This window comes from Enterococcus sp. LJL51, from assembly GCF_049894025.1.
GTDB lineage: Bacteria > Bacillota > Bacilli > Lactobacillales > Enterococcaceae > Enterococcus_L.
In genome coordinates, this window is the sequence record NZ_JBNEQE010000001.1 from 240,053 (window position 1) to 259,500 (window position 19,448).

20 protein-coding genes, 1 tRNA gene and 1 other annotated feature are annotated in these 19,448 nt (G+C 38.2%); of the genes, 4 read left to right on the forward strand and 17 right to left on the reverse strand.

What is annotated here, in order from left to right; genetic code table 11:
- Nucleotides 1-137: 137 nt before the first annotated feature.
- The 4 genes from nusB to ACPWSO_RS01120 form a co-directional block, all read right to left on the reverse strand.
- Entirely contained in the window at nucleotides 138-584 is a 447-nt protein-coding gene (gene nusB / locus ACPWSO_RS01105) for a transcription antitermination factor NusB (RefSeq protein WP_426080924.1), read from the reverse strand.
- Complete coding sequence (locus ACPWSO_RS01110) at nucleotides 581-1,006, reverse strand: Asp23/Gls24 family envelope stress response protein (protein ID WP_426080925.1); 426 nt, start codon at nucleotides 1,004-1,006, stop codon at nucleotides 581-583. The genes nusB and ACPWSO_RS01110 overlap by 4 nt, the downstream gene beginning before the upstream one ends.
- 18 nt (nucleotides 1,007-1,024) lie before the next feature.
- On the reverse strand, nucleotides 1,025-1,582 hold the full coding sequence (gene efp / locus ACPWSO_RS01115; RefSeq protein WP_426080926.1) for an elongation factor P: 558 nt from the start codon (nucleotides 1,580-1,582) through the stop codon (nucleotides 1,025-1,027).
- A 335-nt stretch (nucleotides 1,583-1,917) separates the two neighbouring features.
- A complete protein-coding gene (locus ACPWSO_RS01120) occupies nucleotides 1,918-2,982 on the reverse strand; it encodes a M24 family metallopeptidase (protein ID WP_426080927.1) in 1,065 nt (354 codons plus the stop codon).
- 385 nt (nucleotides 2,983-3,367) lie between these two features.
- Here ACPWSO_RS01120 and ACPWSO_RS01125 point away from each other — a divergent pair, with 385 nt between their 5' ends.
- A complete protein-coding gene (locus ACPWSO_RS01125; RefSeq protein WP_426080928.1) occupies nucleotides 3,368-4,183 on the forward strand; it encodes a metallophosphoesterase in 816 nt (271 codons plus the stop codon).
- 400 nt (nucleotides 4,184-4,583) lie between these two features.
- Here ACPWSO_RS01125 and ACPWSO_RS01130 read toward each other — a convergent pair whose 3' ends face one another.
- Nucleotides 4,584-4,988, reverse strand: coding sequence for a pyridoxamine 5'-phosphate oxidase family protein (locus ACPWSO_RS01130; RefSeq protein WP_426080929.1), 405 nt, complete (start codon nucleotides 4,986-4,988; stop codon nucleotides 4,584-4,586).
- 148 nt (nucleotides 4,989-5,136) lie between these two features.
- Between ACPWSO_RS01130 and ACPWSO_RS01135 the strand changes: the two genes are divergently transcribed.
- Nucleotides 5,137-5,517, forward strand: a complete 381-nt coding sequence (locus ACPWSO_RS01135) for a VOC family protein (protein ID WP_426080930.1) — start codon at nucleotides 5,137-5,139, stop codon at nucleotides 5,515-5,517.
- A 513-nt stretch (nucleotides 5,518-6,030) separates the two neighbouring features.
- Here the strand turns inward: ACPWSO_RS01135 and ACPWSO_RS01140 are convergent.
- The 4 genes from ACPWSO_RS01140 to rplU all read right to left on the reverse strand — a co-directional run bounded on the left by ACPWSO_RS01140 (nucleotide 6,031) and on the right by rplU (nucleotide 7,542).
- The gene (locus ACPWSO_RS01140; RefSeq protein WP_426080931.1) at nucleotides 6,031-6,225 is read right to left on the reverse strand and encodes a hypothetical protein; all 195 of its coding nucleotides are present in this window, start codon (nucleotides 6,223-6,225) and stop codon (nucleotides 6,031-6,033) included.
- A 342-nt stretch (nucleotides 6,226-6,567) separates the two neighbouring features.
- Nucleotides 6,568-6,852 (reverse strand): 50S ribosomal protein L27, encoded by a 285-nt coding sequence (gene rpmA, locus ACPWSO_RS01145; RefSeq protein ID WP_202064294.1) that lies wholly within the window; start codon nucleotides 6,850-6,852, stop codon nucleotides 6,568-6,570.
- Nucleotides 6,853-6,865: 13 nt separating this feature from the next.
- Nucleotides 6,866-7,204 carry a ribosomal-processing cysteine protease Prp gene (locus ACPWSO_RS01150; protein WP_426080932.1) on the reverse strand — a complete coding sequence of 113 codons (339 nt, stop codon included), beginning with the start codon at nucleotides 7,202-7,204 and terminating at the stop codon, nucleotides 6,866-6,868.
- 29 nt (nucleotides 7,205-7,233) lie between these two features.
- The gene (rplU, locus tag ACPWSO_RS01155) at nucleotides 7,234-7,542 is read right to left on the reverse strand and encodes a 50S ribosomal protein L21 (protein ID WP_426080933.1); all 309 of its coding nucleotides are present in this window, start codon (nucleotides 7,540-7,542) and stop codon (nucleotides 7,234-7,236) included.
- A 19-nt stretch (nucleotides 7,543-7,561) separates the two neighbouring features.
- Nucleotides 7,562-7,635: a sequence feature (ribosomal protein L21 leader region), on the reverse strand.
- 281 nt (nucleotides 7,636-7,916) lie between these two features.
- Here rplU and ACPWSO_RS01160 point away from each other — a divergent pair.
- The gene (locus tag ACPWSO_RS01160; protein WP_426081155.1) at nucleotides 7,917-8,132 is read left to right on the forward strand and encodes a DUF898 family protein; all 216 of its coding nucleotides are present in this window, start codon (nucleotides 7,917-7,919) and stop codon (nucleotides 8,130-8,132) included.
- A 333-nt stretch (nucleotides 8,133-8,465) separates the two neighbouring features.
- Nucleotides 8,466-8,539 (forward strand) — tRNA-Arg (locus tag ACPWSO_RS01165).
- Nucleotides 8,540-8,750: 211 nt separating this feature from the next.
- On the opposite strand, the gene ACPWSO_RS01170 is transcribed toward ACPWSO_RS01165, so the two are convergent.
- The 8 genes from ACPWSO_RS01170 to ACPWSO_RS01205 all read right to left on the reverse strand — a co-directional run bounded on the left by ACPWSO_RS01170 (nucleotide 8,751) and on the right by ACPWSO_RS01205 (nucleotide 19,026).
- Nucleotides 8,751-11,255: a phage baseplate upper protein gene (locus tag ACPWSO_RS01170; RefSeq protein WP_426080934.1), complete on the reverse strand. Its 2,505-nt coding sequence runs from the start codon at nucleotides 11,253-11,255 to the stop codon at nucleotides 8,751-8,753.
- A gap of 23 nt (nucleotides 11,256-11,278) precedes the next feature.
- Nucleotides 11,279-14,071: a phage tail spike protein gene (locus ACPWSO_RS01175; RefSeq protein ID WP_426080935.1), complete on the reverse strand. Its 2,793-nt coding sequence runs from the start codon at nucleotides 14,069-14,071 to the stop codon at nucleotides 11,279-11,281.
- Nucleotides 14,068-14,835 (reverse strand): distal tail protein Dit, encoded by a 768-nt coding sequence (locus tag ACPWSO_RS01180; protein ID WP_426080936.1) that lies wholly within the window; start codon nucleotides 14,833-14,835, stop codon nucleotides 14,068-14,070. Before ACPWSO_RS01180 ends, ACPWSO_RS01175 begins: the two co-directional genes overlap by 4 nt.
- 14 nt (nucleotides 14,836-14,849) lie before the next feature.
- Nucleotides 14,850-17,516, reverse strand: coding sequence for a phage tail protein (locus tag ACPWSO_RS01185; RefSeq protein WP_426080937.1), 2,667 nt, complete (start codon nucleotides 17,514-17,516; stop codon nucleotides 14,850-14,852).
- Nucleotides 17,517-17,531: 15 nt separating this feature from the next.
- A complete protein-coding gene (locus ACPWSO_RS01190) occupies nucleotides 17,532-17,783 on the reverse strand; it encodes a hypothetical protein (RefSeq protein ID WP_426081156.1) in 252 nt (83 codons plus the stop codon).
- A 98-nt stretch (nucleotides 17,784-17,881) separates the two neighbouring features.
- Nucleotides 17,882-18,223, reverse strand: coding sequence for a tail assembly chaperone (locus ACPWSO_RS01195; RefSeq protein ID WP_426080938.1), 342 nt, complete (start codon nucleotides 18,221-18,223; stop codon nucleotides 17,882-17,884).
- A 78-nt stretch (nucleotides 18,224-18,301) separates the two neighbouring features.
- Nucleotides 18,302-18,811, reverse strand: coding sequence for a phage major tail protein, TP901-1 family (locus tag ACPWSO_RS01200; RefSeq protein ID WP_426080939.1), 510 nt, complete (start codon nucleotides 18,809-18,811; stop codon nucleotides 18,302-18,304).
- Between the two features lie 14 nt (nucleotides 18,812-18,825).
- Entirely contained in the window at nucleotides 18,826-19,026 is a 201-nt protein-coding gene (locus ACPWSO_RS01205) for a hypothetical protein (protein ID WP_426080940.1), read from the reverse strand.
- Nucleotides 19,027-19,448: the final 422 nt, after the last annotated feature.

Genomic DNA, 19,448 nt, shown 5'->3' on the forward strand with positions numbered 1-19,448 from the left:
CACAATAAATGAACGAAATAGCCGTCTATAAAAAGTGGCCTGTGCTCAAAATAAGTCAGGCTACAGCTGACACTCGGTTCGCTTCAATTAACAAAAAAAGATCCGGAACCCTGTTGCTGTTCCGAATCTACCGTTCTTTATTCGCTTATTTCCTTCATGATATTCGACAATACGCCATTGACGAATTTTCTTGAATGATCATCGCTATATTTCTTTGTTAATTCAATTGCTTCATTCAACGCAACAGTGTTCGGTACATCACTGACGTACAGCATTTCAAAAATAGCAATCCGCATAATGACTAAATCCATTTTAGCAATCCGGTTAATTGTCCAGCCTTTGCCTAAGTGAGCTTCAATCATCTGGTCCATCTCAGCTTTTTTGTCACAGACGCCACCAACTAAGACATCCAAATATACCGGAACAAATTCTTCTCCATCTTCACTGACTATTTCGCCATGGTCCAGTTCCAATGCATGTGTGATCGCATCCTGCTTAGTCAAATCACTATTGAAATCCAGCGGAAATAACGCCTGTAATGCTTTTTCTCTAATCTCGTGACGAGTAAACGTCTCTTTACTCATTGGTCTTCTCCGTCCTCTGGGAAAAGTTCAGAGAAATCCGGTTCTGGAAGCTTTTCCGGAACAACAGCAACTACATGGATATTGACTTCAGCTAAATCGATATCTGTCATGAACAGCACTTGTTGTTTTACCCGTTCCTGCATTTCCAAAGCCACTTTGGGGACAGATACGCCATAATTCAGGTAGCAGTAAATATCTACCTTTAGGCCGTCTTCATCATTATTTAAGTAAACACCTTTTCCATGAGCCGCACGCCCTAGAAATTCGTTTACGTTATTGGCAAAGGTTCCTCTCATGCCATAAACGCCGTCCACCTTGGAAGTTGCTATCCCAATGATTACTTCAATCACCTCTGGAGCAATCACAATTTCTCCAAGTGCGTCGCTTGTATTGTTGATAATAAGATTTTTTTCATCAGCCATGATAAGTTCTCCTTTTCTTTACGCTCTCGATACGTATGTTCCATCTGCTGTATTGACAATCAGGCGATCTCCCTGATTGACAAAAAAGGGTACATTGACTACTGCGCCAGTTTCCATTGTTGCCGGTTTTGAACCGCCGGAAGAAGTATCTCCCTTGATATTCGGATCTGTCGAAGCTACTTCCAATGTAACTGTATTTGGTAAATCAACACCTAGAATCTCCGAGCCAAACATAATGATGTTCAATTCCATATTTTCCAGCATATATTTCAGCTCATCCTGAATTTGCTCTTCTGGAATTTCAATCTGCTCATAGGTTTCCAAATCCATAAATACATGGCTTCCACCGCTCTCATACAAATACTGCATTTTGCGGTTGTCTATTTGAGCCTTTGCCACCTTCTCGCCAGCCCGGAATGTTTTTTCCTGAACGCCGCCTGTTCTAAGATTCTTTAATTTAGAACGAACAAACGCAGCTCCTTTTCCAGGTTTCACATGTTGAAAATCAACAACACGCCAAATCGCGCCATCCACTTCAATTGTCAGTCCCGTTTTGAAATCATTCACAGAAATCATTTGTTTCCCCCTCTATCTTATATACAGCAGGTACTGTTATTTCTATATAAATCTTATGAAAATCTCCATAATAGGAATCAGCCGGTCTCGATTTGTATACGCCTCTACTTTCAGCAATATACAAAGAGTTAAAAGAATCAGCTCGTCTATTTAGCAGGATTTATACATAAAAGACAGACTTTTTACACGTTCCTAGTGTACCATTAAACAGTTGCTTACGCCACCAGAAAAGCGAAGATTCCACCAAGCTAATTGCTCTATTTTGAACAAGAAAAACAAACCGCCAGTCTTTCCAAACTGTTTTCAACTATAGCCAACTGGAAATCAAGCAGTCCTTATAAAATAATCAACTCTTTTGGTGAATGGGTCAAAACACGATTTCCTTCTTCTGTAATCAGCAAATCATCTTCAATCCGAACACCGCCGATTCCCGGCAGATAGATTCCCGGTTCGTCTGTGATTACATTTCCTGGGACAAACTGTTTTTCTGCCTTAAAGGAAACATTTGGTCCTTCATGTATTTCTAAACCAATACCATGACCAGTACTGTGTCCAAACGCATCACCATAACCGTAAGAGGCAATATGATCACGTGCCACTGCATCAAGCTGAATTCCGGTAAGCCCCGGCTTTGCGGCTTCTAAAACCTTCAACTGCGCTTCCAAAACAATTTGATATATTTCTTTCAATTTTGGTGCTGGCTCTCCTACTGAAAATGTTCTTGTCATATCAGAAACGTAGCCCTGATAATAGCAGCCAAAATCGATAGTAACAAAGTCGCCTTTTTCAATTAGTTTTTCACTGGCAACACCATGCGGCATTGCTGAACGCAGTCCGCTGGCCACAATCGTTTCAAAAGAAACACCGTATGCCCCTAATGAGCGCATATAAAAATCCAGCTGGTTTGCTATTTCAATTTCCGTCATACCAGGTTTAATTACTTTAAGAATGTGTTCAAAAGCCGAATCTGCAATGGCACAAGCTTTTTCGATAATCGCGATTTCTTCTGCATCCTTGATTTCTCTTAATGCTTCAATCATTCCTGCAACTGGAATCATATCACAAGGTAATATCTCTTCAAGCACGCTATACTCCGCAAAGCTGACAAACATTTCTTCAAACGCAATATTCTCAAGCTTTTCAGCTTCAGCCAGCTTCATTACCTCATCAAAAATCGGACCAGTATTTTTAATAATTTCGAATCCTTGAGCCTGCTGTCCCGCTTGTTCTGTATAACGAAAATCAGTAATGAAAAATGCCTTGTCTAACGTGATGACCGCTAATCCTGTAGTTCCAGTAAAATTCGTTAAGTAGCGCAGATTATATTCACTAGTTACTAAAAATGCTGAAATATTATTTTTTTTCATTTCTTGTCTCAGCTTATTCACTCTTATCATCATCAATTGTTCCTTCTTTCCTTGATTAGTTGCTTCTTTACATTATAACAAAGTTCATCTGTGAAACAACTGATTAACTATATAAGTTCCGTAAAACTATCTTTCCGTATTCTTTACTTTCTACACGCAATACAGAAAAAAACACACCTATAGGCTTACTCGTTTCGGTATATAATAGAAGGAATTAAAACAGCTATTCCGCGTACAGGCAGGTCGGACTTCCTAAAAAAATTTTCCAGCTAAATAATAGCTGAAAAATTAAGACAACCCCTCATTTATTGAAAACTATATCTTTTCTAATTTAGTTTAAAGATTTTTGCTTATCTACATATGAACGAGATTTCTTCGGTATACTCTATGTACAAATCTATCAGAAAGCTGGTGACTGATGAAAAAAATGATTATAGGATTTTTCGCATTAACCATAACTGGAATTGCTCTGGCGTTTTATGCCTTTTTTATAGAACCAAAAATGTTGACAGTTGACCGCCATACCTTAGGCAGCAGCAATAGCCAAACCGCAGTAAAGCTATTACAGATTTCAGATATCCACCTTCAAAAAAGCTATCCAACTGACCAACTAAAAAAAATCGTTGAAAAAGTTAATGAACAAGAACCTGATATCGTTGTATTTACTGGAGATTTATTTGATAACTTTGCTGCTTATGGTCCGGTAGATGAGACCATCGAGCTTTTGAATAGCATCCAAGCTCCTATGGGTAAGTTTGCTGTTTGGGGCAACCATGATTATGGCGGCGGCGCTGCTTCTGTTTATGCAGCGGTTATGGCTAACAGTGGTTTTCAACTACTGGAAAATGAAGGTGTCAGACTGCCCGTCGAAGGAAACAGCAGCTTATATTTAGCAGGAATCGACGACTCTCTTTTCGGTGCACCGTCGATGGAAGCGGCGTTTAACGGACACACTAGCGATGACTACACTATCCTGCTCAGCCATGAGCCTGATGTCACTGAACCTGCTGCCGCTTACGGTGCCTCTCTTGTCCTGAGCGGACACAGTCATGGCGGACAGGTACGAATTCCCTTCTTACCAGTAAATACTCGGCTAGCAGAAAAATATATCAGCGGTTTTTACAGCTTAGGGGAAAATACAAAGCTCTATGTCAATACAGGTCTAGGTACAACTGCCATTCCGGTTAGATTTAGAGTCCCTCCGCAAATTTCTTTTTTTCAACTATATATCTAAAGGTACAATAGAGTTAAAAAATTAGTGTTACCCAAAATTATGATAGTAGAACAAAAAATTGAATGAACTCGTAAGACTTGGAACGATTATCAGAAAATTTCTGTTTTTGTTTCAAGTCCTTTTATTTGGAGAAGAGGAATTCCACCAATTTTTCGATTGGTGTTACTTCAATCTTGTATCTGTTTATGTGCTTTGATTCTGTGTTCTTTGGCAAGATAAAAGCTCCCCTCTTGCCCTTCAGGATATTCTTGAACAATTATCAATTTGAATTTAAAGCTAGATTTAGCTATAAATATACCGACCTCCAAAAGTTAGGTTTTTCGGTCTAACTTTTGGCGGTCGGTTCATACGCTAGCTGTTTTCAGTTGTTTAAATTACAGTTTCCAATTAAAAAAGCAAATCAGACAATAATCTCCTGACTATGTTTTTCAGAATGAATCTTCGCTGTCCACGTTTCAAAGGTAACTATTACTGGTTTTTCATGTTTAAGTTCTCTTTGGTAATCACTTAACTCGTGTTCAATATCCTTTAGTGACTCTAAATACTCAACCGAGAATTTTCCTTTCAACGACATACTCTCATACTCCAGCTCTTGATAGCAGCAAACAGCCCCATTAGGATTGCGCAACAGATTCTGAACGGTTTCCCCGTCGCCATCAAGATAAAAACGCATTTTCAGCAGTCCTTCCCGCCACAACGGTCTAGAGACTGTTATAACTGATGGAAACCCTCTGTAGTCAATCGAAGCAATTAAGAAGACAGTACTTGAACTTAGCAAATGGTTGATACGATCGTGAAGCTCCATGAAGCTATCCCTCCTCAGAATCCTTACATATTTTCATTATACCAATAATTTACCAATAATAAAAAATATCTCTTTTATTTATCATTGTATCAACCTTTTGCTATAATTGATATGTTCTGTAAAAATGCCGATTCAGGAGGATTCATTCATGTTTTTCCAAAAAATTCACCATATTGCTGTTAATGCTTCTAATTATCAAAAAACAAAAGATTTTTATGTTGATATTCTTGGCTTCTCAATCATTCGGGAGAATATTAGAGCAGAGAAAAATGATATAAAACTAGACCTTAAGCTGGGATTGTATGAGCTGGAGATATTTATCAGCGACGTCTTTCCAAAGCGTCCTTCTTATCCTGAAGCATTAGGCTTGCGCCATTTAGCATTCAAAGTAGATGATGTAGAGGCTGTATGTGCTTATTTGTCGAATCATGGCGTTCTCTGCGAGCCTATTCGGATAGACGACTTTACCGAAGAAAAGATGACCTTCTTCTTTGACCCAGATGGTCTGCCTTTAGAAATCCATGAATAATCAGCTGCTCTTAGCATGAGAGAAAATGACCGGAGGCACTCAAGGTCAGCTACATTCCAATCTAAAAAACAACCTTTCAAAAGTGCCCCGTTCCGGCTTTTTCCCGGAACAGGGCACTTTTTTCCAACCTTCTCTGTTCTTAAGTTAAAAAAACGAAGAAAGCTATTTCTCTGCAATACGGAGAAAGACAATATTTAGATATAATTTGAATGTCATTTCTTTATCAAGTTTAATAACCGAAATTCCTACATCAGCAAAATCCAGTCTCTAAGCTGAGGCTGTTAATACATCCCCTTTTGCATCTCCCACTTCATGACTGCGCTTTCAATAAAAATATAGCAAAATTAAAGTAGTTTTTTAACATTATAATATCATAAACTTTTAGTTTTCAACCAAATTCTAAGTACTCTGAAAAAGTTTCTATGTATGTAAATAAAAAAGACCAAGACATTTCTTAGATTAAGAATGTCTTAGCCTTAAAGGGACTTTTCATTTAGATGAGCTTTCACTCGCTTAAGATTTATTTGAGATACTTTCTTGTACATTCGATTTTTCAACAGTATTCACTAGCTCCTTCACTCGTCCGCCGATAGTTTTTGCAAATTTTTCTGCCTGACTAATGTCCTGAAAGACTCGAGCCGCTTCTTTATTTCGTGTTCGATGTCCGTCATGACAGATGTAACCATGGAAAACCTTTACCGCATACATGTACATCCCTCCTTCCCTTTTTTTGAGCATACACATTTTTTCTTTTAAAATCAATCCTTTTGCCTTTCTCGATTCCATCATTTGAAGCAAACTTAGACATATTAATAAATATTTTTCCAATATAATAGAAACTTCAAAAATTTAAGCTGTTTATTCATAAAAATATGCCCTTTTCTTAATTATTAAAGCGGGCTACATTCAGCTATAGAACCATTTAAACAGCTTGTTTCATCGTATTTTTACCTCTTCATCAGTACTTGGCTGCCACTCCTATTTACTTAGCTTAATCTACATAATAAATAAAAAACTGCAGACCTTTTAAAAAAGGGCTGCAGCATATTATTAGTTAGCTACTGGATAAACAGAAACCTGCTTTTTGTCGCGGCCTTTACGTTCGAAACGTACAACTCCGTCAACTTTTGCAAATAATGTGTCGTCTCCACCGATACCAACATTTACACCTGGGTAAATTTTAGTTCCGCGTTGACGGTATAAAATAGAACCACCTGTAACTGTTTGACCATCAGCACTCTTCGCGCCTAAACGTTTAGATTCTGAATCACGTCCGTTGGAAGTAGAACCTCCACCTTTTTTATGGGCAAAAAATTGTAAATTCATTTTCAACATATGTCTGCACCTCCTAATTTTGAGTTGTGAGTGTAATAAATTCAGTATGTTCTTCTTCAATTGCCTGTAATCCCAGTAAGAGATTTTCCAGCAAAATCTGAGAAATATTCGTTTGTTCTTGATTAACATCGGACAACATTTCTACATACATATATCCGCCCTCTGCTTCATCCGCATCAACAATTGGTTCAAATCCCGCAAGGGCTTCAATCCCATTGACTGTGCTGACAGCAAGAACTGATACAGCTGCACAAATGACATCTTCACCGAATTCAGCGGCTTCTGCGTGTCCGGCAATCTCAAATGAAACGATTTGACCCGCTTCATCTCGTTTGAAAGAACCTTTAATCATTCTTTCTCCTTCTTTCCTATAAACAGGAATTAAGCATTGATGGCATCAATAACAACTTTTGTATATGGTTGACGATGACCTTGTTTGCGATGAGTGTGTTTTTTCGGTTTGTACTTGAAAGTTACCACTTTCTTTTGTTTACCGTGTTTTTCAACAGTTCCTTCTACAGTTGCACCTGCAACAGTTGGAGCACCTACTTTTGTAGATTCGCCGCCAACAAGGATAACCTCGTCAAAAACAACTTTTTCGCCAGCTTCTACGTTTAATTTTTCAACATAGATTGCTTGACCTACCTCAACTTTTACTTGTTTGCCACCAGTTTTGATAATTGCGTACATGCTATACAGCACCTCCTTCTTCTAGACTTAGACTCGCCATCCCAAGCGACAAAAACGTACTTAAAAACTTGTTCTGAGCGGTTGTAGCTGTGGAGTCCACAATTACAACATTAACATCATATCAAAATACACCTGTTCAGTCAATCAAAAATTGTGTTTTAGACTGTGATTTTCAGATTTCATTAAGCATGGACTCTACTTTCTTGGAACCTTTAAAAAAAAGTAATTGTATTTTTATAAAAATATCTGTGATAAAATGTTACCTGATTTATTAAGGGGGTGTAAAAATGAAAGAGTCATATTTTGATGGAGGTCTCGGCAGCTATATTCTGACTGGTATTCTTGCTTGAGCTGTAAGTTTCTTCACACTTGGTATCTGCGCACCGTGGGGGATTTGCATGATGTACAGATGGAAGATTGAACACACAGTGATCGAGGGCCGGCGCTGTCAGTTTACTGGAACAGCTATTGGACTGTTCGGCAGCTGGATTAAATGGCTGCTGCTGACAATCGTTACATTAGGTATTTATGGTTTCTGGGTACAGATTAAACTGGAGCAATGGAAAGTTAGCCATACTAGGTTCTACTAAGATTAAAATAGTTAATGGCGTTTGGGACAAAGCTTCTGATTCTATGTTTTCCGCATTTATGCATTTTCCATATATTAGAGAAGCTTTGCTCCTAATATTTACTTGTAATCTAGTGATCACAACAGTTGAAAATTAATAAAGTTTAGCTTGTGCTTTTAAGTATTTTAATGACTAATCCCAGTCTAAAATACAGTTGGATGATTCATAAAAAATTAAGTTATTTTAAACTAAAATTTCTTCTTGCAACTCCCACCGTTTTCTGATAACATATTGATGTTGCTGATTTATAGAGAGACCATGATGCAACTACTTAATTTAAAGTAAATTATGTTTGTGCTAGTAGCTCAGCTGGATAGAGCACTCGCCTTCTAAGCGAGCGGTCGGGGGTTCGAATCCCTCCTGGCACGTAATTAACCCGATTGAAGTCAACACTTCAATCGGGTTTTTTATTCTCTATTATAAAAATTACTAATTACTACGGAATCTAGACAGAAGTTTTTCCCGTTAAGTTGCTTTTTCTGTCTTTCCCTACTCTGTTACTGCTTTCAATTATCATTTTTACTTTTTTATTTTGTCGGTAATTTTTTACATCTGTATTCTCAAATTCATTGATTTTATTTAAGAAAAGACTCGAATCGTTTCAATATGCGGAAGATCTTCTGGGTAGCTACTTGACGTGTTCCAGTTAGTATAAGATCGAGAACCATCTGATTTAAAAGTTGTTTTGCGACTTTCGGTTATTTGAATATCCTTTAACAACTGCTTATCATCATAAACCTGTACTAAACGTAGCTCGTATGCGATTAAATCTCCAGTAGTATTGGCTACTTCTATGAATCTTACCAATGTATTGATGTCTCGAGTGTTAATTTTTTCTTGTGACATAAAAGTTGTACCAATATTAAACGTCAATAGAAAATCATTAAAAATCATTCTGTTAATTTTTGCATAGCCAAAGAACTTTTTGTTTGCATCACTACGATTAAAAACTACTGTAGGTGGATAGGTTGCCAATTTTGCAACCCCATTTCCTACCACAATTTTATCCTGTAAAGATGTATGAGAAAAGTTTAAGGAGCTTCTATTCGAAATACTAAAAGCTGTATCAGTATTTACAGTGGAACCAACTTCATATATCTGAGTATTGCTGCTTGTAACGCCATCTCCCAGAATTGTACATTTTTCCATACTTACACTGCTATCGAAGAAACGGAAGCACTTTGTGCCGACTTTCATTTTCGATTCTATACCAATTAACTTTGCAGTTGAAATATTATCCAAGGTCAATGCATGGCTACTTTCCTTATTTGTTAAGATCAAATTGTTTAAACTCAATTTTGATACTCTGTTGAAAGCTAACCCATGAATCGTTGCTCCATTACCTTGTATCTCTATAAGTGTTTGAACCATACTCAATTCGGCGAAGGGGTATTCACCTTCCGCCATGTATATTGTGTACATATAAGCAGCATTCGCACATGCATTAAAGCATTGATTTAAATTCTTATACGGCTTTTCCTTTGTTCCATCACTATCAAATCCTGTATAATTACAGTCAACATGATAATCAATTCGTGCGTTCGGATAATTTGAAAATGTCCTTCTTAAAATTTGTTGTGAAGAGATAACATCAAATAGGAAAATATTAATATCAGAACTTTTTTTAGATAGACTTGAGAAATTGAATGATATTAACGCGAACTGATTACCTTTTACATGGGCAACCCCTTCTAATTCATTAATATACGTATTATCCCCACTATAACGAGGAACTTTATAATTTTGAATTAGATTCCCCATATCATCAACAACCATCATACTTTCAGGATTCGATAATGGCAAATAAATATAATTATTCTGAGCACAGATATCTTGTCCAATACTATCTGTCTCAATCTCAAATCTCTTTAAAATGCTATAATCATTCAGATTTAACTCACAAATAGTTTTATTACTTTTTGCCCACAGGCGTTTACTGCTTTTATCATAGCTGATTGCAGTCAAATTTAGACTTGTTGGATAAGTCTTCTTGATTGTTAGCGTATCGTAATCAATAACTATGACCTCTTTATTTTCATTGCCCAACATAAATCCTGCAACACATAATACTTCATTAGTATCTTCTCTATATGTTAGACCATTTCCGTGCCCTAGTTCAATTTCTTTCTCTCTTAATATTTCTCCATTTTCAAAAGAAATCTCTTGCAGTAAACACATTTCAGACTCAGTACGACCATCCGTATAATGATCATTATAAACAATCAGAAAACTATTTTCTGTAGAACAAAATCCCTGAGGAACACAATATCCGTTAGTTGAATGTTGATATCTAAACTTATTATTTAGAACAAGCCCAGCTTTTGGTTCATTTTTATTGCGTTTACTTTTAATTTTTTCGTCCTGATTATCCAAACGATTCTTCAATCTAGGAAATGATCCTCGAGCATCCGTTAATTCGGTTAGAATTGCGCCTCCTGGATCGATACTTTCTAAAATTTCTCTAATTGATTCTACCCAATCTGTCCAAGAAATTTTGCTATTCTCTAACCAATCTTCATATTCCTTCTGATTTTCATTAATCCATTTTTGAAATTCTTTAATTATCATCAGAATTTCTCTTTTTGCTTCTTCATTCCATTCGACAAAATCTTCTTTTGACTTGCTCAACCATTCTCTGAAATACCGCAGGATTTCTTCAAAAGTCCAAATGTAATTACTGTCTTTAATTCCATCACCAAAAATACTTTTCTTCACTTGATAATGGAAATCTCTTGTAGAGAACTGTTGCTGCCATGTATTATCTTCTTTCAGTGTTCTGAAAGCAAAATAGGCAGTATTCTCACCAATATTCTGCATATCATAATTCGTCAAGGTATAACGCAGCTTGCCGTTTTTGGCATCAATAATCTGAGTTACTCGCTGTTCTGAAATTCCAAGACCTGAATGATGTCCCTGTTTCACACAAAAGAAGGGCGTAAAACCAGTGATATCTTTGGGCTGTCCTTTCTCTGTTACAGTTACTTCTAATGTTTGGGTTCCCTCGTCAAATTGTCGAATAACAATTGTTGGAATGTTATCGTTTGGTTGTGTTATTGACAAGAAAACCGGATAAGTGATAGTCATTCAATCACTCCTTTCTTATTTGCTTATTTTGGTGGTATAACAATGGAACTAATTTCGCTGGAAGCAACCCATGCTCGATCGTATACTGCTACAATTCTTCCTTTGCCAGCATTTTGCTCATAGGTTTGTATTCTGCCATTAGCTAACCCTTTTATGACACCTGTATGTCCGTATTGATAGTCAACATTGAAACCGCCAGCATTGCCACCACGTTTCCAATTAATAATCGCTCCAGTAACTAACTGATCATATGAAGGATTGTAAATCACTTTCCAACCAACTGCTGACCAGTTATAAGAACTACCAATATCAGCTGCTGCGTTAGTATCACCTATAACGTGACTCAAGCCATATTGTGTTCCTGCGCCTAAGCCGCAGCCGCCTAGATAGCCGCTGAATTCAGCTGAAACTGCATAACATTCTCCATTTCCCCAATAACGACCAATTAGTGACTCTAGATGGTCTAAACCAGCTTTTCCAGTTCCAGTCCCTGTTGAGGGTTTTAAATCTTTAAACTTGTTGTACCATTCCAGAGCATATCCTTGTCTTTCTGGATGTGCATTTTTAGGTCGCTCAAAGTTCATTTCAAACGCATATGCAGCGACCGCAGGATCAGAGACAGCTTTAAATCCAGTCACACTTGTTGGACTGACGGCGCCAAGCCATTGTCCGTTATACATAGACCACTCAATTAATTTTGCTTGCCCCACAGTTGATTTATAATCATCTGTAATACTCGCAGCGGCAATTAAGCGCTGAACATACTCACGCCCATCCCAAGTTTGATTACCAATCAGCGGATACATTGATCCATCCCACTGGACTAATCCATATGCGGGGCCGCCGATTTGATCTGTATCAGGATCCATCGTTCCACCGGTTTCCTGTTGGACATTCCCTAAAATACCAGCAGCAGCAGCTTTACTGTAGCCGTTGGCTAGTAAAAAACTCCATAAATCCCAAGCGAATTTATCTGCTTGTGTTGTTACTTCTGGTGGATAACCGCTGCCGGGATTGCCGCCACTGCCGCCATTACCGTTACCACTGATTTCAATACCATTCACAATCAGTTTCCCAGTAATTCGTAAATCACCACTATGGTTCCAAACACCTCTAGAATTAATCTTGGGATCATCAGCAGTAGATTCCTTTGGAATCTGTATTACATATCGTGACGACGACTCATCGTTTTCTGATTTTGAGTTAATTGAAAAAATATATCCTTTTCTTTGTAGCAACGCATAACCATTCGCTTGTCCTGTTGATCCAGAAAGAGTAGCAAAAAGTCGTCCCAGCTCTTCTTCACCATTCTTCAAGAATTTAATACTTCCTTTTGAACTAATTACGACTTGAAATAGCTGATTACTTTTTGTTTTAAGAGTAACCCCTTCTAATGTACCGGTTTTTATATAATCAGCATTAAACTGTCCATCAATTGTCCATGCCGTATGAGCCTTATTTTTATGGAAGTCACCTTCAATAAACCCGATACCATCTGAATTCATCACCAGGAAATGATTACTTGTTTCTAAAGAATCGCCATTCATAAAAACCTGCTGGTAAGGTTCTCTGGAATCTCCTTTACCAAGATCCTGCTGATTCATCAGCATAATGGAGCCGCCTTTAGCTCCCCGTATAATATCATCCTGCCATTTTGAAATTTCTTCTGAATCATAGAACGACATTTTTTTCTCATCAATTGCAGTAACAGCACCTTTTAAATCCGAAGCAGCTTTACTAATACTTTTTGTGATGTTATCTCCCAAACTAGCTTCTGTTTTTCCACTTAGGCGGTTAATTTTCACTTTGAAAATCCGGGTCCGATAATGATAATTTCTATCATATCTATGAATCGTTACAGTATTTCCTAAGGAATCACTCTCCAATGTCTGCGTTTTAAACTGCACCAGAGGGCGGGAGTATTCCACCAGCGACTGGTAGGTTCGCTGCAGCAGATTTTTAGCGTCGTCCTCATCATCAAACTGAATCACCTTTTCACGTCGTCTCATTGTTCCATTTTTCAAAGGTATTCCATAAAGTTTTGTCATTTCAGGCAGCTCAACCCAAGCTTGTCCCTTCGGCTTATCCACAGGATCACCAGCAGATTTCTGCCAAACCACAGAAGAAAAATCCAGCCTTTTTCCATAACCATCACCAACGTCTTCTCCACGGCCGCGACCGATTAGACTTGTATACACCTGATTTCTATCCTGTTCCCTAACAATATCCAGTACTTTATCGCCATAGGTAAAGCGCTTATTGCTGTGCTTGCCAATTTTTTGATAAACCTCAATCCACTTATCTGAGATACCGCTGCCCTTGATTTCATATTTAAAAAGAATCTCACAGCCATGAGTCTGCAGCTGCTTTAAAGCCTCCTTAACTGACACATAGTAGAATGTGTCAGTAATAGCTGGTAAGGCTGCTTCCGCATAGCCTAAACGCCATTCCGTACCTTGAATCAGCTTCGTCAAGGTTGTTTTTATTGCTTCATTTTTAGGACGATAGTCCTGAATTATATAAGAATCCAATTCATCAGGTGCAAACGAAATACCTGTAAAGGTTTGCTTGTTTTCCGACTCGCTATCAACTGCAATTCGGTAAAAGCTAAACGTTTTATCCTCTTCCTTAACGGCCATGTAGGCGGAATTTTTTAACTTCTCCTCGTAGACCAACGTCACATTTAGTGTATCCTTTATCAGCTCAGCCTGATTGGCTGTAATTTCTTTTTCCTGAATAACTTCAAGTAGCTTGTCTTCCTTTACCACAGAAAGCAGCTGCTGGTGTTCATCAAAAAAATAAACACTCGCATTCATAATAGAACCTCCCTATAAAAAATTTTCATCAGTCCATTAGAACAAGAGAGCCTATCACCTGTTTGAATATAGAAATTCTCAAAATCACTGTCTAAATCCAGCAACAAAGTTTTATCAACACCATTAAGAAGAATCCGGCCTTGCCTGAAATCAATTGTTACTTTATCTCCAGAGGTAAATGTTTTACCAGTCATTTTGATTTCCTTCTCACCATTTTTCACAATGAGTCCCCCAGCAACAGCCACCGTAACTTCTATTTTTTCCGGAGTAGTTTTATAGGGAAGATGCGCTGTAATCTCATTATTCGTGTTCAGCATTTGTGAATATTTTCTAGGATTTTGACAAAAAATCTCAAAGCTGGAAACAATACTATTGGTCGTTCCTGGTACCTCTTCACTGGAGTTATAAATTCCAAAATATGAATACTCCCCTTCATCCCGAAAACGGATTTCCACATCTTCTTCTCTATATAAAAGCTGCATCAATTGATGATACTTGCTTTGTGTGTCTTCAGGATTTTTCCCCATCAGCTGATAGGTAACCCGGATACTTCTTGAAGGAAGCTTCTGATTTAGCTTAATGCTGCCTGTACGGGTTTCTTGTCTTTCAATTTCCACTGAGAGCATTTCCCTGCCTGTAACTGCTAGCGTTCGATAACCTTCAATGATTTTTTCAAAATACAAGCCATCATACAGCATTGCAGAAGAAGGGAGTCTCAGCTCATCGATATGCTCTTTTTTTTCTGTGTCTTCAAAATAATACATTCGTTTTCCTCCTTCTAAAATGCAAGATTAATTTCAGAATCTCGTCCCATTGCTTCTGAAATATCACTAACAAAAGCTTGAAACTGCTGATTTCCCAGTTTGATATTAAAGGTTGCCGGCTGCTTCACAGCTTCTGAGGTCTCTTTTCTATTGGACTGAACAGAATATTCCTGCAGCGCCTGAATCCGTGCTTCTCCTGTGTCTAAAACCGGCAGCATAATCCTTGATGCTAAATCTTCCATCGCCTGATCTGCTACATAAGCCCTGCTTTCAATCCCAACGGCTATTCCTTCAGGCAGCATCTTACCAATTTCATCCCGCATTTTACGGGAAGGAGAATGAATACCGAAAAAGCCTGTCAGCATATCCATAATACCCTCACCAATATTTGTGATTTCTTTCCATATATTTTTAGCCATTCCCACGATTCCATCAATCAGGCCTTGAATTAGATCACGGCCGGCCTGCATTAAGTCTGGTACTGATTTCACCAAAGTACTAACAATTTCCATGATAATCTGACCACCAGCTGATACAATCTTCGGCAAGTTCGTTAGAATTGCGTTCACTAATGCAAGAATTAACTCTACACCTGCAGATAGTATTTCAGGAAGATTTTTAATCAAGCCATCACACAGCTTGCCGACAATCTCAATGGCTGCATCTAATAGTTTTGGCAGGTTTTCCGACAAACCATTAACAAAGGTGGTAATGGCATTGAGCGCTACTGGTATTAGTTCCGGCAGGATAGAAATGATTCCTTCTGCCAGCTTTGTTAGTATCTCAATCCCTTTATCAATAATTTCCGGTAAATTATTGGTAATATTTTCGGTAAAGGTCGTAATGATATTCTTGACCGCTTCAATAATCCGATCTTTATTTTCAATAATCCCGTTCACTAATGACAGCAGTAAATCTAAGCCTGTCAACAATAACTGGGGAGCCGCCTCAAGCAGGCTCATTGCCAATGCCTCAACAATCATAATTCCTGACTGCAGCAATGTATCCATATTATCCATTACTCCTTGGACTAGGGCCTGCAGCAGTTGAACTGCCCCTTGAATAATAACTGGCAAATTGACGCTAATTGCCTCAGCCAGTTTAGCAACTAATTGTGCACCAGAGGCCATTAAATCCGGAAGCTTACTGATAATCCCTGTAATAAATCCTGTGATGATTCCTGGTCCCTGCTCAATCGCTGTTGTCAGCATACCATTGATTTGTTCACCGAATTGGCTATTTAACATACCAAATCCGGCGAGAGCCACACCTAAAATTGCAGCGGGTCCTAAAGCTTTCAATGCAAAGCCCATAACTGATGTTAATCCTTGAACCATTGTGTTCATGGCTGTGGCACCAACAGATGTTGACTGTTTAATGCCATTCCCGATACCGCCAAACGCTTTTGCTAGTAAAGGAACATTTTGGGAAGCATTACTCAAGCCTTCGGAGATATTTCCAAAAAAATCAACCGCCGCTCCTGCTCCTGTTCCTAGACCACTCAATGCAGAGTTAACGCCGTTTCTCATTCCTAACATGGTTTCAACCGTCCTAGGAGCAAGATTGCCAATTGTTCTTGCAACATCATCTGCAAATCCGCCTACACCAGAGTCAACAGCGCTAAAGACAGATATTATCTTGTCGGGTATATTGCTGAAAGACTGTCCAAAGCCGTTAAAAACTTCGCCAGCTTTTTTTGTAGCACTTTTAGACGTCTCAGCAAATTTATCAAAATAGCCACAAACTGTATCAAGCTTAGGTCCGGCCACGTTACTAAAATTCGTAAAATGTTCCTTAATATTGGATAGGTCAAACGCGCCAAAAGCAGATTCCAAATCACTGACTTTTTCTTTCATCCCGTCAAAAGTATCACCTAGGCTACTTGCCTCTGAAATAGGATCAAAAAAGGTGGTTAAGGCACTTTGTAAATTCTCAAATGAATTTTTGGTCTTCTCAACAGGAGTCTGTGGCTGCTCCGCCATTTCTGTTAATGCATTGCCTACTTGTACACTCATTTGTATCATTTGACCCAATGAACCATTGATTGCTGCTGAGGAACCTGTAAATGTCCCCTTAAAGGATTCAATTGCGGCTGCATTTACTGACAATGCGATACCGAAGGACTGCAGACTTTGACTCATTACTGAAAATTCAGAAGTCAAGCGGCTGCCTAGCTGATTCAGCTCAGCAATTGATGAACTATCGATTGCCAGTTCATTTTTTAGTCCTGTAACTGCCTTGTTAACATTAATAAAACTCTGTACCAGCAGCTGAGATTCTTTATTCAAAGCAGCAAAAGCCGAGCTATCAATTGCCAACTCATTACTCATTACTTTACTTAGTAGTAGGTAGCTTTGAGTAAGCTGCTGAATAATCTGCTGTGCTGCTGCGCCTTCTGTAGACAGGGCGCCAAAAGAGATGCCGGCTTCTGTCAAAGCTTTTTGAAATCCTGCAAAATCACTGGCAGATGCAGCCTTGTTTAGTGCTTCCACCTGCTTACTGATAGCTGAAAAGCCTTTGCTCACTTTGGAAGTATTTGATAGCGGCTTCAGCATTTTTTCGAAATTTTTAGTAACTTTCGCTGTCTGCTTGTCTATCTTTTTCATCAGCTTCATCGCTTTTTTTATCGAGCGGTTAAAGCGTTTATCTTTTACCAGTAACGTTGTAGTTAAGTTATCCATTTCTCACACTCCTTTCTATGAATTGAAATTCGCAATCCAATTTTGGAGATTTTTTGTATCAGATGGCTGTTTCTGTTTCTTTCCAAGTATCTTTTGTTCTGCTTTACGGTAGTTGAAGAATTTCTCAAATGTTCTGAATACCGGGCGCCCTTTTTTCGTTTGTCCTGCCATTACATTTGCCCAGGCCTGCATATGAATTTCATATTGGCGATCAAGCATTTGCAGCTGATAGGCCTTCATTCTGAGCTCATATTCCGGGACTGTCATCCGATCCACAAGCAAAAAGTCTGTAATTTTCAAAAATCGAAAGCAATTCAGACAAACTTGTTCATAGATTTCACTAAAATCAACCTCTTCGGTTCGTTCTATTCCTGAGCCTCTTCGATCATTTTTCTCGTCATGATTCCCGTAAATTCCGACTTTTTTAGCTCTTCAAGAACATCCTCGAAAAGCTTTTGAACACCATTTACTTCCACATACTCTTCAAGTTCCTTCACAGTAATTCTTGGGTTTTCTGTCATATTGGCAATCAGCAATACCTCAAATAGCGTATCAACATCTGATAATAGTAAATTGGAAAGTACTGCTCCCACTCCAAGCTTAAGCTGCATACCATTGCGCTCGATTGAATAGCGTTTATTGATTTCTTTTAGAAAGCCATAACCAAATCTAAATTCCGCTGTTTTTTCATTAAGTGATAATTCCATTCTTCTTCCTCCTAATACTTGGAAGAGACAGTTCATTGCCTCTTCCAAAATCAAATTGCGTATTTTTATTTTTTATTGTTACGGATTTGGTTCAACTTTTACCGTATCTTTAAACGCATAGTCTCCGCCTTCAGAAGTATCCAAAGTTAATGAAGCAAAACCATTTTTACCAGTTCCTTCAACGGCCCATTCCAAAGAGTATTCCACTTTATCTTCTGCCGTATCTGTTTCTTCAAATGATGTAAAATAGCCCTCAAAGTATTTTGCTTTGAATTTATCCGAATTCGAATCTGTACCTACTTCTTTTGTGTTGATGCGCCAAATCTGCACACGTTTATTATCATCCATCGCTGCTTCCAGCTTATCAATCTGATCTGAACCAATCTTATACAAAGTTGTTGCAGTCACCGTTGTTTCAGTTGCTCCTGGTGTAACTACGCTACCGTCTTTAGTTACAGTTGACTCACTTTCCTTTGATTTTGAATATCCATTTTCTGTACTATAGGCTAATCCCCATGCATCCTCGTTTCCTTCATCCTCTGCTAAACGAAAACGCCATACTACATCGATACCACTTAGTGCTGTCATGTTTAATTTCCTCCTCAAAATTCATTGTATTTCTTTTCCTGTTTTTCTTGTTTCAGCTGATTGAGACAAGAGTCAAGCTGATGCTTCCGCTTCTGTTCTTCTCCTACCCTCTTTTGTAATTTTTTTATGATTCTATTTTGCTTTTGAATCTCCATATTTTGATTATTAATTATTTCAATGGCAGATTTCCCAAAAAAAGAAACATCGGCTTTCATCTATTTTTCTCCTCTCATTTAAAGTCACGGGCGACTCCCGAAAAAGAACGTACGTTCGTTACAAGAATGATTATATCCGCTATTGAAAAGAAAAAACTCCCATAATACTCGCAAAAAACTGTCAAAATAAATCAATATTTATTTCAACGCTTGTAAAAAACGTCAAAATAAAAAACGAGCACTAAATCCCATGTACAAGATTTAGCGCTCGTTCAAGTAAATATATTATTTCTTCTATTTGATTGCTCAGCAATCCGTTGAGTCTGGGACATAACTAAATTCCCAGACTTTTAGTATGCTTAAATCCGAATAAACGGTGAGACAGTAACACATACGAGCACTTAATTGCGACGAGTAACCGCAGGAGTAATTTCTTCGGCAATAAACCGGAATTTAGCAAACATTTGTGGAGCACCAGGTAG